Below are 13073 nucleotides of genomic sequence, written 5' to 3'. Positions count from 1 at the left end.
GGCCGGACTGCGCCAATACATTCACTACTACAATCACGACCGCATCAAGCTCAAACTAAACGGGCTGAGTCCCGTGCAATACAGGACTCAGCCCTCAGCCGCCTAACTCAAACTGTCCAACTTCTTGGGGTCAGTTCACATGCAGGCGTTTTTTCTTGCTTCAGATATCAGTGTGAGGCGCTCGCCCGGCCTTTCTCGCGGCCTCGGCATCCTCGCGCATTTTCCGCGCGAACAGGCGGGCGAAGAACGCGCCCATGCCGATGATGAAGGCAATGACGGCCAGGCTGGCCAGTCCGGTGGGCGTCGAGAAGAGAATCTTGATGGCTTCCATGTGTGGACTCCTGGGCGGAACACGTCGTAAAAAAACGACTTTCAGTGTAAGGAGCCACGCCACTCAAATATTGAGGCGCATCAAGCGCCTCGGCATCCCTCAGTTCTTCGTGCCGAACAGCCGGTCGCCCGCGTCGCCCAGGCCCGGGATGATGTAGGCATGCTCATCGAGGTGGCTGTCCAGCGATGCCACGAACAGCTTCACGCCGGGGTGGGCGCGCTGGAAGACTTCCACGCCTTCGGGCGCGGCCACCAGCGCCACGAAGGTGATGGCCTCGTCCCTGACGCCGCGGCGCTTGAGCACGTCCACCGCATGCGCGGCCGAGTAGCCGGTGGCGACCATCGGATCGCACAGGATGAAGCTGCGGTCCTCGACGTCCGGCAGGCGCACCAGGTACTCCACGGGGCGGTGATGCTCGTCGCGGTACACGCCGATGTGGCCGATCCGGGCCGACGGAATCAGCTCGACCAGGCCATCGCTCATGCCGACGCCAGCGCGCAGCACGGGCACGATCGTCAGCTTCTTGCCGGCGATGACCGGCGCCTCCAGCGGTACCAGTGGCGTATCGATGTGGCGCGTGGTCAGGGGCAGGTTGCGAGTGATCTCGTAGCCCATCAGCAGCGTGATCTCGCGCAGCAACTCGCGGAACGTACGCGTCGACGTTTCCTTGTCGCGCATATGCGAGAGCTTGTGCTGGATCAGCGGGTGATTGAGGATGAAGAGATTGGGGAAACGCGGATCTTGTTTCATGGCAGCGGCGGGCTCGGCAGGTGTCTGGTCAGGGCTGCGCGGCCATGCTGGCCACGCGCCCGATGCAGCGGGATTGTAATGGATACCGACCCGCCCGCCGCGCGTGGTGCCGCCGGCAGCCTGCCGGTCAATCAACCGGAAGCCCGCCGCGCAGCGCACCCTTCACTCGACGGTGATGGCGGCGGCCTTGGCGACCTTGCCGAAACGCTCGTATTCCGTCTGCGTCAACGCCTGCAGTTCCGCCGCGGTCGATCCCTTCGGATTGAAACCGGCCTGGACCAGCTTGTCGCGCACATCGGGGCGCGCCAGCGCCTCCACGAACGCCGCGTTCAACGCCTGCACCACCGGCGCGGGCAGGTTGGCGGGGCCATAGACGCCGAACCACGGCTCCACCGCGTAGCCCGGCAGGCCCGCCTCCGCCAGCGTCGGCACATTCGGCAGCGACGGCGAGCGCGCCTTGCCGGCCACGGCCAGCGCACGCAGCTTGCCGGCCTGGATGTGCGGCAGCGACGCCGGCAGATTGTCGAACATCACCTGGATATGGCCGCCCAGCAGATCGTTGATGGCTGGGCTGCTGCCCTTGTATGGCACATGGGTCAGGCCGGTCTGGGTCATCTGCGAGAACATTGCGCCGGCCAGGTGCATCGAGGTGCCGGTGCCCGCCGTGGCATAGGTCAGGCCCGGATGCGCCTTGGCGTAGGCGATCAGTTCCGGCACGGTCTTCACTGGCAGGCTCTCGCTCACTTCCAGCACGATGGTCGACGTGCCCAACAGGCTGATGGCCGTGAAGTCGCGGCGCGGATCGAACGGCACGTGCTTGTAGATATGCGGGTTCAGCGCGTTGGTGGAGATGGCGCCAAAGCCGATCGTATAGCCGTCCGCCGGTGACTTGGCCACCGCCTCCATGCCGATGTTGCCGCCAGCGCCCGGGCGGTTTTCCACCACCACCGGCTGTCCGAGCTTCTCAGCCACGCGCTGGCCCACGGTGCGCGCGACGAGATCGGTCGTGCCGCCGGCGGCGTAAGGCACCACGAAGCGGATCGGCTTGGCCGGGAAGGTGTCGGCGGCGCTGGTGTTGCCCGCGAAGCCGGCGATGGCGAGGGAAATGGCGGAGGCGATAAACGCGCGGCGCGAGGCCGGGGCGGAACAGTGCGGCATGACTCGGGTATCTCCAGATGTTGTTGTCTCGCCCCGTGGCATCGGTGGTGAATGTGCCGGGATGTGCCGGGGGCGGCACGGGCCATTGTATGGGAAAGCCGCGCGCCGGGCAGCGCGTGGCGGCGGGCCTCTCGCAGGCCGGCGCGCCGTGCTGGCGCCCCTCGTTCCGGCCGGCGGACTTTGCGCCTTTTGACATACAATCGTCGGGTCCTGGCATCCACGCGCACCTGTTCCCGCCGCTCCCGTGCGACCGCCCGGCGTTTCCCAGACCGAGAGGTGCTATCGACATGACCCGATAGCGGTTCTGGCCAGACGCGCGGCCGCGGACAGCAGAGGGGGCGGCAAGCGAATCGCGCAACGACGCCAGAATCAATTTGATAGCGCCTCCCACTCCCCGTGTCCGTATCCCAGAAGTCCCTGTCATCGCCCGCCGAGTTGCCCGCGCCGCAGCGCTACGGGCTCGCCGTCGCGGCCATCGGCGCCGTGCTGTTCTCCGCCAAGGCCATCGTCGCCAAGCTGATGTACCGCTACAACGTGGACGCCGTGATGGTCATCACGCTGCGGATGCTGTTTGCGGTGCCCCTGTTCATGGCGATTGGCTGGTGGCAGGCGCGCAAGCGGCCGGCGCTGTCCTGGGCGGATCGCGGCCGCGTGGTGTTCCTGGGCATCATAGGCTACTACCTGTCGAGCTTCCTCGATTTCCTGGGCTTGCAATACATCACGGCCGGCCTGGAGCGCCTGATCCTCTTCCTGACCCCATCGTTCGTGCTGCTGACCACGGCGCTGGTATTCCGCCGGCCCATCCACGTCCGGCAGTGGATATCGCTGTTGCTGGCGTATGCGGGCATCGTGCTGGTATTCGCGCATGATCTCGGCGTGAGCGGCGAGCGCGTATGGCTTGGCGGTGCGCTGGTGCTGGCGAGCGCGTTGTCGTATGGTGTGTACCTGATTCTGAGTGGCGAGCTGGTACAGCGCGTGGGTTCCCTGCGTCTGGTGGCCTATGCGATGTGCGTATCCACGTTCTGCTGCGTGGTGCAGTATCTGGCGCTTGGCCGGCCGCTGGCCGAACTGGCGCAACCGGCGCCGGTGATGTGGCTGTCACTCGTCAATGCGGTGTTCTGCACGGTGCTGCCGGTCTCGCTGACGATGATCGCGGTGGCGCGCATCGGCGCGCCGATGGCGTCGCAGGCGGGGATGATCGGCCCAGTGTCGACGCTGCTGCTGGCGTTCTGGCTGCTCGGCGAGCCGATCAGCGGCGTGCAGATCGCGGGCAGTGCGCTGGTGCTGGGCGGCATGTATCTGCTGTCGACCAGGAAGACCTGATTTTTTCAGCAAGCAGCGGGAACGCCGGACGAGCATCCGGTGCCCGGCAATCGATTAACCGAGGAAGGAGAGCGAGCAATGGATTTCGGACTGCGCGGTAAGCATGCGCTGGTGTGCGGTGCCAGCAAGGGACTTGGGTTTGCGTGCGCCGACGCGCTGGCGGCCGAAGGCGTCGACGTGGTGATCGTGGCGCGCGGTGCCGAGGCACTGGAGAAGGCTGCCGCCGGCCTGCGCGCGCGCCATGGACGCCGCGTGGTGGCGGTGGCCACCGACATCACCACGCCCGAGGGCCGCAAGCAGGCGCTGGACGCCGCGGCCAAGCTGGGCGATATCGACATCCTGGTGAATAACGCCGGCGGCCCGCCCCCGGGCAACTTCCGCGACTGGGACCGCAACGACTGGCTCGCCGCCATCGACGCCAACATGCTGACGCCGATCGAGCTGATCAAGGCGACCGTGGACGGCATGATCGCCCGCAAGTGGGGCCGCATCATCAACATCACCAGCGGCGCGGTCAAGGCGCCGATCGACGTGCTGGGCCTGTCCAACGGCGCGCGCTCGGGCCTGACCGGTTTCGTTGCCGGCCTGGCGCGCGAAGTCGCGCAGCATGGCGTCACCGTCAACAACCTGCTGCCGGGGCCGTTCAACACGGACCGCCTCTACAAGACGATGGAAGGCGGCGCCAAGAAGGCCGGCCTGACCGTGGAAGAGGTGGCCGAGCGCCGCGCCGCCGCCAACCCGACCCGCCGCTTTGGCGATCCGGTCGAGTTCGGCGCGACTTGCGCGTTCCTGTGCAGCAAGCAGGCCGCCTTCATGACCGGCCAGAACGTGTTGCTGGACGGCGGTGCCTACCCCGGCACCTTCTGACGCCCTGACGCGTAAATCCCGTGATCCCGGCGCAATGCCGGGGTCACGGGCGTGAGGAATCGTCATGCTGCGTGTGAGGCGTTGTCGTTGGACGCGGTAGCGCAGCGTGTTGTACCGTCGTTCCAGCCTTTCAAGACTTCCGGAATTTCTGATGACCCGCCCACGCATTGCGCTGATCGCGCACGATCACAAGAAGGATGACATTGTTGCGTTTGCCGGCCGGCACCGCGAATTCCTCGCGCGATGCGAGCTGCTGGCTACCGGCACCACCGGCGGCCGGATTGCGGACGAAGTCGGCCTGGAGATCATCCGCATGTTGTCCGGCCCGTGGGGCGGCGACCTGCAGATTGGCGCCCAGCTTGCGGAGGGCCGCATCACCGCGGTGATTTTCCTGCGCGACCCGATGACCCCGCAGCCGCATGAACCGGATATCAATGCGCTGGTGCGCGCATGCGATGTGCACAATGTGCCGTGCGCGACCAATCTGGCGACGGCCGAACTCCTGGTCGTGGAGCTGGCCCGACACTGCTTCGTCGACGAAAAAGACGGCAAAAAGAAAGCCGCCGACAAGCCGGCGGCCTGAATCGGCGGGTGGGGGCGCTGGCGCGCGTCAGCGCGCAGGCCAGCGCGACATTCAGCGCGGCCGCACGGTGGTCGCGTTGGCGCGCAGTTCGGCCTGTCGCAGGATATGAGGCGGCAGCCGCTTCAGGATCAGGTGGACGGCCAGCGGAATCAGCACGACGTCGTCCACGATGCCCAGCCCGGCGATCACGTCCGGGATGAGGTCGATCGGAGAGATGGCGTAGAGCACCAGACCGAATGCGGCCGGCTTGAGCCACGGCGGCGCGTCGGGATGCCGCAGCGCGAACCAGAACAGCCTGCCGTCACGGCGCAGCAGCGTCCACAGGGCTGAGACTCGCTTCCACATGATGGGCCTCCTTGTTCACACGCGCCGGGAGCGCATGCACAGATAGCTTGGGCCGGAGCGGAGCGGTTCAAGTTCCTTTTGCCAACTACCAGGTAATCAGCGGGCGATCGGCAAGGCAATCGGCAAGAAAAAAGGCCGGAGACTGCACTGCAGCCACCGGCCCCGCGGCATACGCCCCGGCCCGCGGGCGGGCCGGGCGGCGTCACCGTCTGTCGTACCGTTGCGGATCAGCCCGGGACGTTGCCTTCCACGCCTTCCACGTAGAACTTGATGTTGTGCAGGAAGTTGTCGTCGGCCACCTGGTCCTTCGTCAGTTGTTCCTTGCCGGCGTTGTCCTTCAGCGGACCCTTCCAGATCGGCGCGCTGCCATCGATCACGCCCTTCTTGCGCTCTTCGACCAGCGCCTTCACGTCATCCGGCACCACGGCGTTGAAGCCCTTCAGGTCGATCATGCCTTCCTTCAGGCCCCACCACGTGGTGTTGGACTTCCATTGCTTGTTCAGCACGTCTTCCACCACCTTGTTGTAGTAGACGCCCCACGAGATCACCGAGGCGGCCAGGTGGGCCTTTTCGCCGAACTTGCTCATGTCGCTGTCCCAGCCGAACGCGTAGACGCCCTTTTCCTGCGCGGTCTGCACCACGGCGGCGGAGTCGGTGTTCTGCATCAGCATGTCCACGCCCTGGCCGATCAGCGTCGTCGCCGCTTCTCGCTCCTTGCCCGGATCGAACCATTTGTTCACCCACACCACCTTGACCGTGGCCTTCGGGTTGACGCTGCGCGCGCCGAGCGTGAAGGAGTCGATGTTGCGGATCACCTCGGGAATGGGCACCGATGCCACCACGCCCATCTTGCCGCTCTTGCTCATCTTGCCGGCCACCACGCCGGCAAGGTACGCGCCTTCATAGGTGCGCACGTCGTACTGGCCCAGGTTGTCGGCGGTCTTGAAGCCGGTGGCGTGCTCGAACTTGACGTCCGGGAACTCCTTGGCCACCTTCAGCATGGATTCCATGTAGCCGAAGGTCGTGCCGAAGATCAGCTTGTTGCCCTGGCTGGCCAGGTCGCGGAACACGCGCTCGGCGTCGGCGGCGGACTCGGGCACGTTCTCCACGAACGTCGTCTTGACCTTGTCGCCAAACTTGGCTTCCACGGCCTTGCGGCCCGAGTCATGGGCAAACGTCCAGCCAGCGTCGCCCACCGGTCCGATGTAGACGAATGCCACCTTCAGCGGTTCGCTGGCCGCGGCGGCCGGTGCGGAGGCCGGCGCCGCCGATTCGGCCGGCTTCTCGGCCTCCTTCTTGCCGCAGCCGGCCAGGGCCAGCACGGCGGTGGCGGCCAGGGCCGCCAGGGTGGACCTGCGTGAAACGATCATCGATCTCTCCTTGAAACGTCTTGTGATGCGTTGTGGTTTGACTTCGTTCTAAGACTTGGTGAACACGGTGGCGGCCCGCGCCTCAGGCATTGCCCGGGCGGAACGGCTTGCCCAGCGATGCCGGCATGTTGAGCCGGATCCACGCCGGATTACGCGAAATCAGTGCCAGCACGACGATCGTGGCCGCGTAGGGCAGCATCGACAGGAACTGCGACGGTACCGACACGCCGATGCCCTGCAGATAGAACTGGAGGATGGTCACGCCGCCAAACAGCCACGCGCCCACCAGCACCCGGCCCGGGCGCCACGTGGCGAAGGTGGTCAGCGCCAGGGCGATCCAGCCGCGACCGGCGACCAGGTTCTCCACCCACATCGGCGTGTAGACCAGCGACAGGTACGCGCCGGCCAGTCCACAGCATGCGCCGCCGAACAACAGCGCGCCAAAGCGGATCCAGCGCACCGGGTAGCCCAGCGCATGGGCGGACTCGGGCGATTCGCCGATCGCGCGCAGCGTCAGGCCGGCACGCGTGCGGAACAGGAACCACATGATGGCAAAGCACAGCAGCAGGCTGAAGTAGACCATCCAGTGATGCTGGAAGAAGGCCGGGCCGATGAAGGGGAGGTCCGCCAGAAAGGGCACCGACTTGGCCTGCGCGGGCAGGGCGTAGCCGACAAAGCGCTGCGCCATGAAGGCCGACAGCCCTGTGCCGAAGATCGACAGCGCCAGGCCGGTTGCCACCTGGTTGGTGGCCAGTACCAGCGCCAGCCACGAGAACAGCGTGGCCATCAGCATCCCGGCGACGGCCCCGGCCAGGAAGCCGAGGATCGGCGACTGTGTCTGGTAGCCGACCATGAAACCCAGCGCGGCGGCCACCAGCATCATGCCTTCGGCGCCGAGGTTGAGCACGCCGGAGCGCTCGTTGATGAGCAGGCCCAGCGCGGCCAGCAGCAACGGCGTGCCGGCGTTGATCGCAGTGGCGATCAGGGGAGCGAGTTGTTCCATATTCTTGTGCGCTTCCGGTTCAGGCGGCCCTGGCGCGCCAGTGCAGGCGGTTGTCGATAAGGGTGTCGCAGGCCAGCAGGAAGAACAGCAGCATGCCCTGGAAAACCCAGCCGATCGCGGAAGGCAGCCCCAGGCGCGATTGCGCCATCTCCCCGCCGATGTAGAACAGCGACATCACGATGCCGCCGAACACGGTGCCCACCGGATGCAGTCGGCCGACGAACGCGACTATGATCGCGGTGAAGCCATACCCCGGCGAGATGGACGGCAGCAACTGGCCGATCGGTCCCGTCACTTCGAACGCCCCGGCCAGGCCGGCCGTGCCGCCCGAGATCATCAGCGCGCTCCACAGCGCATTGCGCGACGAGAAGCCCGCATAGCGCGCGGCCAGCGGCGCGGTGCCGCCCACCTGCAGGCGGTAGCCGGCAAAGCTGCGGAAAACGAACACGGTCATGATGGCCACCAGCACCAGCATCACGGCGAATCCCGCATGCAGGCGCGACCCCGACAGCAGGTTCGGCAACAGGAAGTCGGACGAGAACACCTTCGACTGCGGGAAGTTCATCCCGGCCGGATCCTTGAGCGGGCCGTTGACCACCCACAGCAACAATTGCTGGGCGATGTAGGTCAGCATCAGCGACACCAGGATCTCGTTGGCGTTGAAGCGGTCCTTGAGCAGCGCGGTGATGGCCGCCCAGACCATGCCGCCGACGATGCCCGCCAGCGAGGCCAGCACCAGCACCGGCAGGCCGCCGATCGTATGGCCAGGGGTGTCGAAGAACAGCACGGTCGCGCCGGCGAAGATGCCGCCGAGAATCAGTTGGCCATCGGCGCCGATGTTCCAGACGTTGGCCCGGTAGCAGACCGACAGCCCCAGCGCGCACAGCACCAGCGGCACGGTCTTGAGCAACACCTCGCCGATCGTGCGCTGGTCCTTGAGCGGATCGAACAGGAACACCTTGAGCGCCGCGGCGGGATCCTTGCCGAGCACGATGAACAGCAGCGCGCCAAACAGCAGCGTCAGTGCCAGCGCGAACACCGGCGAGGCATAGGCCATGGTGCGCGACGGGGTGCCGCGCGGCGCCAGCGAGAGTGGGGAGCGGAAATCCGCCATGAACCTGGTCACGGGATTAGCCATGAAGCGGAACCCCCGCGGCGACGTCGTCATGCCGGCTGGCCGGCCCGCCTTCCCAGAGTCCGCTCATCCACAGGCCCACCTGCTCGCGCGTTGCCGACTCCACCGGAATCGACGGCGAAAGATGGCCCTTGGCAATGACGTGCAGGCGGTCGCAGATCGCGAACAGCTCGTCGAGTTCCTCGGACACGACCAGCACCGCGCAGCCGACGGCCTTGAGCGCGAGGATCTCGTTATGAATCTGCGCGGCGGCGCCCACGTCGACGCCCCAGGTGGGTTGCGCGACGATCAGGACCTTGGGGCCGGCCTCGATCTCGCGGCCCACGATGAACTTCTGCAGGTTGCCGCCTGACAGGCTGCGCGCCTGCGCCTCGGGCCCGCTCGCCTTGACGCGGAAGCGGCTGATGATGCTGGCGGCCAACCCGTCGGCCGCCTTCGGCGAGACCATGCCGTTGCGCACGTACGGCGCCGTCTGGTGAGACAGCAGCGTGTTCGACGACAGGCTCATCCCCGGCACCGCGCCGCGACCCAGACGTTCCTCCGGCACGAATGCAAGGCCGGCACGGCGGCGGCCGCGGGCGTCCAGCTTGCCGACGGGGCGTCCATCCAGCTCGACGGCGGCGCCGGTGGCGCGCGGGTCTTCGCCGGACAGCGCCGCCAGCAGTTCCTGCTGGCCATTGCCCGAGACCCCGGCGATGCCGACGATCTCGCCGGCATGCACGTCGAGCGCGATTCCGCTGAGCTCCGTGGCAAACGCGTGCGCGCGCGGCATTGACAGGCTGTGCACGGCCAGCCGAACCGGCCCGCGATCCGTCGTCACGCGGGCTTCGCGCGGCGGCTCGCCGCCAATCATCAGGCGCGACAGCGAGGCCGCGCTTTCCTGGCGCGGATCGCACACGCCCGTGACCCGGCCCATCCGCATCACCGTGGCGTGATGGCAAAGCGCGCGGATTTCGTCGAGCTTGTGGCTGATATAGAGAATGCTGGTGCCCTCGGCCGCCAGCTGGCGCAGCGTGACGAACAGCGTTTCCACAGCTTGCGGCGTCAGTACCGATGTCGGTTCATCGAGGATCAGCAACTGCGGGTTGGCCAGCAACGCGCGCACGATCTCCACGCGCTGGCGCTCGCCGACGGACAGCGTATGCACGTGGCGATTCGGTTCCAGCGGCAGGCCGTAGCGTTCCGCGGTGGCGCGGATGCGGTCCGCCAGCTGCTTCATGCTGCCGACGTCCCGGGGCGGGAGGCCCAGCGCGATGTTCTCGGCAACGGTCAGGGTGTCGAACAGCGAGAAATGCTGGAAGACCATGGCGATGCCCAGGTTGCGGGCGTCGTGGGGACTGGCGATTGAGGTGGGCGCCCCGTTGAAGTGCATCTCGCCGGCGTCGGGGCGGACCGCGCCAAAGATGATCTTCATGAGAGTGGACTTGCCGGCGCCGTTTTCGCCAAGGACGGCGTGGATTTCACCGGGAGCGACGGTGAGGCTCACGTCGTCGTTGGCGGTCACGCCGGGATAGCGCTTGGTGATATGCGCAAGCGCCAGCCTGGGAGGGGTTTGTAATGTCACTGAGGCGGCTCGGATTGTTGTGGCAGCAACGTGGAGGACGTGACAGCGGCTGTGCGTGGCGCAGGATCGCCGCGCGGCACGTCGTCATCATCATGTTTCCGTGATGTTCGGAATTTGCTCTGAATTATATAAGTGCGCGGGGGTTCGGCGGGCCGTTTCCGGTGTCTTGCCATGCCCCGCAACGGATACGGGCAGGTTGCAAGTCGCATGCCGGGCATCGGCGCAACAAAAAACCGCCGCGCTGCCAGTGACAGGCAGGGCGGCGGTCGGAACTGCCCCGGGGGAGGACCGGGGCGAGGGGAGAGGGGCTTGCCGTCAGGCGGCGCTGGACGCCGGAATGGTGGCGAAGCGGCCGTCGCGGAAATCCGCCAGCGTCTGGTAGATCTGCTCCTGCGTGTTCATGACGAACGGGCCGTACTGGGCGATCGGCTCATTCAGCGGCTGGCCCGCGATCAGCAGGAAGCGGGCGTCTTCGCTGGCCGTGATCACCACGCCGTCAGCCTGGCCGGCATTGTCCAGCACGCCCATGCGCTGGGCCTCCACCACGGCGGCGTCGCTGCCATCGCCCACCTTGACCTCGCCGCGATACACGTAGACGAAGGCGTTATGCCCGGCCGGCAGCGCCTGGCTGAAGCGTTGACCCGCGGGCAGGTGGACGTCCAGGTAGACCGGCGCGGTCACCGGCCGCGTGATTGCGCCAGCCACACCGTGGGAAGCGCCCGCCAGCACGCGCACCGTACCACCCTCAGGCAATGCCACCGTCGGGATGTCCGATGCGGGCATGTCGCGGTACCACGGCGCGGTCATCTTGTCCGCGGCCGGCAGGTTCAGCCAGAGCTGGAAGCCTTCCATGCGGCCGTCTTCCTGTTCGGGCAGTTCCGAGTGCACGACGCCCGAGCCGGCCACCATCCACTGAGCGCCGCCGTTTTCCAGCAACCCTTCGTGGCCGGCGCTGTCGCGATGGCGCATGCGGCCGGCGAGCATATACGTGATGGTCTCGAAGCCGCGATGGGGGTGATCGGGGAAGCCGCCGATGTAGTCGTCCTTGTTGTCGGTGCCAAAGGCGTCGAGCATCAGGAACGGGTCCAGTCGGCGCTGCAGGTTCTGCGTCAGCACACGGGTCAGCTTGACGCCGGCGCCGTCGGAGGTGGCGATGCCACGCACCACGCGGTCCACCGTGCGCGAGCGCTGCACGGACTCCGCGGCGGTGGCCGGAACGGTGTTGAGGGCGGTGCGGTTTTCCATGTTCTTTCTCCTGTGGGACGGCGTTGTGGCCGTCGGATCTACCCAGTCAATGTAAGGCTTTGACGGAAAAGCGGTAGACAGGGCTCGGGCAACAGATTGTTCCGCCACTGGGACGAATTGGCCGAAAATGACGCGAATTTTGCAACGCCGCAAACGCTGCCGGCGTGCCCGCCTGGCCAACCCAATCGGTCGCCGAGCGATCTCCGAAAATCAGTCCTGATCACGGCAAGATGGGCGCGCATTTTCGCGAAGATGACAGAATGACTGAAGATGTGTAGAATAGCCGTCTCTTTGTCATCCGTTGCTGTGAATTGCGATGGGCGAGCCCGAGCTCGAAACCCCGCAATCCGTTGTCTGGCAACGGCCGATTGACCGGCGGCGCCCACCGAAGCGCGTTCCTACACGACACCAGTCGCCGCCACTGGCCAACCCTTGAGGTTGCGCCGCTACCGGGTGATTCGAGCCTTCGCTTGAACCCCCATCAACAGGGTTGCTCCCGTCATCCGGGCGCGCCCGCAAGTCCGTCCGCCGGCAATCCTGCCGGTCATGGCGGCAAGGCCATCTGAACCGGGCTCCGGCGGGCACCCCATCTGACTTCCGCCGGCCCTTTTGTTTTCCGCATTCGAAAAGTGGCGATTCATTCTCATGCGTCGCGGCACCGGAATGGGAAAGGGGAACTATGTCAAAGCAAACCTTCCGGGCCGTGGCCTGGAGCGGGGTCATTGTTGCCGCGCTGGCCGGTCTGGTCGCGTGGATCGGCGTCGACGTCATCCACCAGTACCAGGAGCGCCTGGTCTACGACGTGACCGACCACCTGCGCCTGGTGGTCATCTCGATGGCGCTCGCGCTGGTCACCGGCGTGCCTGCCGGCATCGCCCTGAGCCGGCCATGCATGCACCGCCAGGCGGACCGCCTGATGCAGGTCTTCAACATCGGCAATACCGTGCCGTCGCTGGCGGTGCTGGCCCTGGCGCTGGCAGCGCTGGGCATTGGCGAGCGTCCGGCGATCCTGGCGCTGTGGCTGGCGTCGTTGCTGCCGATCGTGCGCAATACCTACGAAGGCCTGCGCAACGTGTCGCCGGCCTTGCGCGAGGCGGCCCGCGGCATCGGCATGACGCCTTGCCAGCGACTGGTACGCGTGGAACTGCCCAACGCGCTGCCCGTGATCCTGGCTGGTGTGCGCATCAGCCTGGTGATCAACGTGGGCACCGTGCCGCTGTCGTTCCTGATCGGCGCGAACAGCCTGGGCGAACTGATCTTCCCGGGCATCTACCTGAACAACCAGCCCCTGCTTCTGCTGGGGGCGGCCGCCACCGCGCTGCTGGCTCTGGTGCTGGACGCGCTGTTCGCCACGGCCGGCCACGTCTACCTGCGCAGCCGCGGCCTGGCACGCTGAACG

14 protein-coding genes are annotated in these 13073 nt (G+C 66.5%); 5 read left to right on the top strand and 9 right to left on the bottom strand.

The features are described 5' to 3' along the window. Positions 1–106, top strand: a 106-nt coding sequence (locus tag AC1DOX_RS05310) for an IS3 family transposase (RefSeq protein ID WP_477101396.1), incomplete at its 5' end; no start/stop codon positions are given. A gap of 54 nt (positions 107–160) precedes the next feature. Here AC1DOX_RS05310 and AC1DOX_RS05305 read toward each other — a convergent pair. From AC1DOX_RS05305 to AC1DOX_RS05295, 3 genes are all read right to left on the bottom strand, one after another. Beyond that, on the bottom strand, positions 161–331 hold the full coding sequence (locus AC1DOX_RS05305; protein ID WP_092139017.1) for a DUF3149 domain-containing protein: 171 nt from the start codon (positions 329–331) through the stop codon (positions 161–163). Between the two features lie 99 nt (positions 332–430). Beyond that, a complete protein-coding gene (upp, locus tag AC1DOX_RS05300) occupies positions 431–1081 on the bottom strand; it encodes a uracil phosphoribosyltransferase (RefSeq protein WP_441615623.1) in 651 nt (216 codons plus the stop codon). 162 nt (positions 1082–1243) lie between these two features. Next, a complete protein-coding gene (locus AC1DOX_RS05295) occupies positions 1244–2239 on the bottom strand; it encodes a Bug family tripartite tricarboxylate transporter substrate binding protein (RefSeq protein WP_441615621.1) in 996 nt (331 codons plus the stop codon). A gap of 435 nt (positions 2240–2674) precedes the next feature. Between AC1DOX_RS05295 and AC1DOX_RS05290 the strand changes: the two genes are divergently transcribed. The 3 genes from AC1DOX_RS05290 (at position 2675) to AC1DOX_RS05280 (ending at position 5012) form a co-directional block, all read left to right on the top strand. Further along, complete coding sequence (locus AC1DOX_RS05290; RefSeq protein WP_441615663.1) at positions 2675–3562, top strand: DMT family transporter; 888 nt, start codon at positions 2675–2677, stop codon at positions 3560–3562. 78 nt (positions 3563–3640) lie between these two features. After that, positions 3641–4429 carry an SDR family oxidoreductase gene (locus AC1DOX_RS05285; RefSeq protein WP_092139011.1) on the top strand — a complete coding sequence of 263 codons (789 nt, stop codon included), beginning with the start codon at positions 3641–3643 and terminating at the stop codon, positions 4427–4429. A gap of 148 nt (positions 4430–4577) precedes the next feature. Further along, positions 4578–5012 (top strand): methylglyoxal synthase, encoded by a 435-nt coding sequence (locus AC1DOX_RS05280; RefSeq protein ID WP_441615661.1) that lies wholly within the window; start codon positions 4578–4580, stop codon positions 5010–5012. Between the two features lie 51 nt (positions 5013–5063). Here AC1DOX_RS05280 and AC1DOX_RS05275 read toward each other — a convergent pair whose 3' ends face one another. The 6 genes from AC1DOX_RS05275 to AC1DOX_RS05250 form a co-directional block, all read right to left on the bottom strand. Next, positions 5064–5357, bottom strand: a complete 294-nt coding sequence (locus AC1DOX_RS05275) for a YkvA family protein (RefSeq protein ID WP_441615619.1) — start codon at positions 5355–5357, stop codon at positions 5064–5066. A gap of 227 nt (positions 5358–5584) precedes the next feature. Then, the gene (locus tag AC1DOX_RS05270; protein ID WP_092139005.1) at positions 5585–6727 is read right to left on the bottom strand and encodes a BMP family ABC transporter substrate-binding protein; all 1143 of its coding nucleotides are present in this window, start codon (positions 6725–6727) and stop codon (positions 5585–5587) included. An 82-nt stretch (positions 6728–6809) separates the two neighbouring features. After that, on the bottom strand, positions 6810–7730 hold the full coding sequence (locus tag AC1DOX_RS05265) for an ABC transporter permease (RefSeq protein WP_441615617.1): 921 nt from the start codon (positions 7728–7730) through the stop codon (positions 6810–6812). Positions 7731–7749: 19 nt separating this feature from the next. Continuing rightward, positions 7750–8844, bottom strand: coding sequence for an ABC transporter permease (locus AC1DOX_RS05260; RefSeq protein WP_441615659.1), 1095 nt, complete (start codon positions 8842–8844; stop codon positions 7750–7752). A 16-nt stretch (positions 8845–8860) separates the two neighbouring features. Beyond that, a complete protein-coding gene (locus AC1DOX_RS05255; protein WP_441615615.1) occupies positions 8861–10429 on the bottom strand; it encodes an ABC transporter ATP-binding protein in 1569 nt (522 codons plus the stop codon). A gap of 315 nt (positions 10430–10744) precedes the next feature. Further along, the gene (locus AC1DOX_RS05250) at positions 10745–11674 is read right to left on the bottom strand and encodes a pirin family protein (RefSeq protein ID WP_441615613.1); all 930 of its coding nucleotides are present in this window, start codon (positions 11672–11674) and stop codon (positions 10745–10747) included. 679 nt (positions 11675–12353) lie between these two features. On the opposite strand from AC1DOX_RS05250, the gene AC1DOX_RS05245 reads away from it, so the two are divergent. Then, positions 12354–13070, top strand: a complete 717-nt coding sequence (locus AC1DOX_RS05245; protein WP_441615611.1) for an ABC transporter permease — start codon at positions 12354–12356, stop codon at positions 13068–13070. Positions 13071–13073 lie beyond the last annotated feature (3 nt).

It is taken from the genome of Cupriavidus sp. 01L415, from assembly GCF_056400065.1.
The sequence above is the reverse complement of the archived record's forward strand: the minus strand, read 5'-3'. Positions and strand labels throughout refer to the sequence as shown.

Excerpts from the sequence above, each read along its gene's own strand:
- AC1DOX_RS05305 (WP_092139017.1), bottom strand. The coding sequence starts at position 331 with ATGGAAGCCATCAAGATTCTCTTCTCGACGCCCACCGGACTGGCCAGC.
- upp (WP_441615623.1), bottom strand. The coding sequence starts at position 1,081 with ATGAAACAAGATCCGCGTTTCCCCAATCTCTTCATCCTCAATCACCCG.
- AC1DOX_RS05295 (WP_441615621.1), bottom strand. The coding sequence starts at position 2,239 with ATGCCGCACTGTTCCGCCCCGGCCTCGCGCCGCGCGTTTATCGCCTCC.
- AC1DOX_RS05285 (WP_092139011.1), top strand. The coding sequence starts at position 3,641 with ATGGATTTCGGACTGCGCGGTAAGCATGCGCTGGTGTGCGGTGCCAGC.
- AC1DOX_RS05275 (WP_441615619.1), bottom strand. The coding sequence starts at position 5,357 with ATGTGGAAGCGAGTCTCAGCCCTGTGGACGCTGCTGCGCCGTGACGGC.
- AC1DOX_RS05270 (WP_092139005.1), bottom strand. The coding sequence starts at position 6,727 with ATGATCGTTTCACGCAGGTCCACCCTGGCGGCCCTGGCCGCCACCGCC.
- AC1DOX_RS05265 (WP_441615617.1), bottom strand. The coding sequence starts at position 7,730 with ATGGAACAACTCGCTCCCCTGATCGCCACTGCGATCAACGCCGGCACG.
- AC1DOX_RS05260 (WP_441615659.1), bottom strand. The coding sequence starts at position 8,844 with ATGGCGGATTTCCGCTCCCCACTCTCGCTGGCGCCGCGCGGCACCCCG.
- AC1DOX_RS05250 (WP_441615613.1), bottom strand. The coding sequence starts at position 11,674 with ATGGAAAACCGCACCGCCCTCAACACCGTTCCGGCCACCGCCGCGGAG.
- AC1DOX_RS05245 (WP_441615611.1), top strand. The coding sequence starts at position 12,354 with ATGTCAAAGCAAACCTTCCGGGCCGTGGCCTGGAGCGGGGTCATTGTT.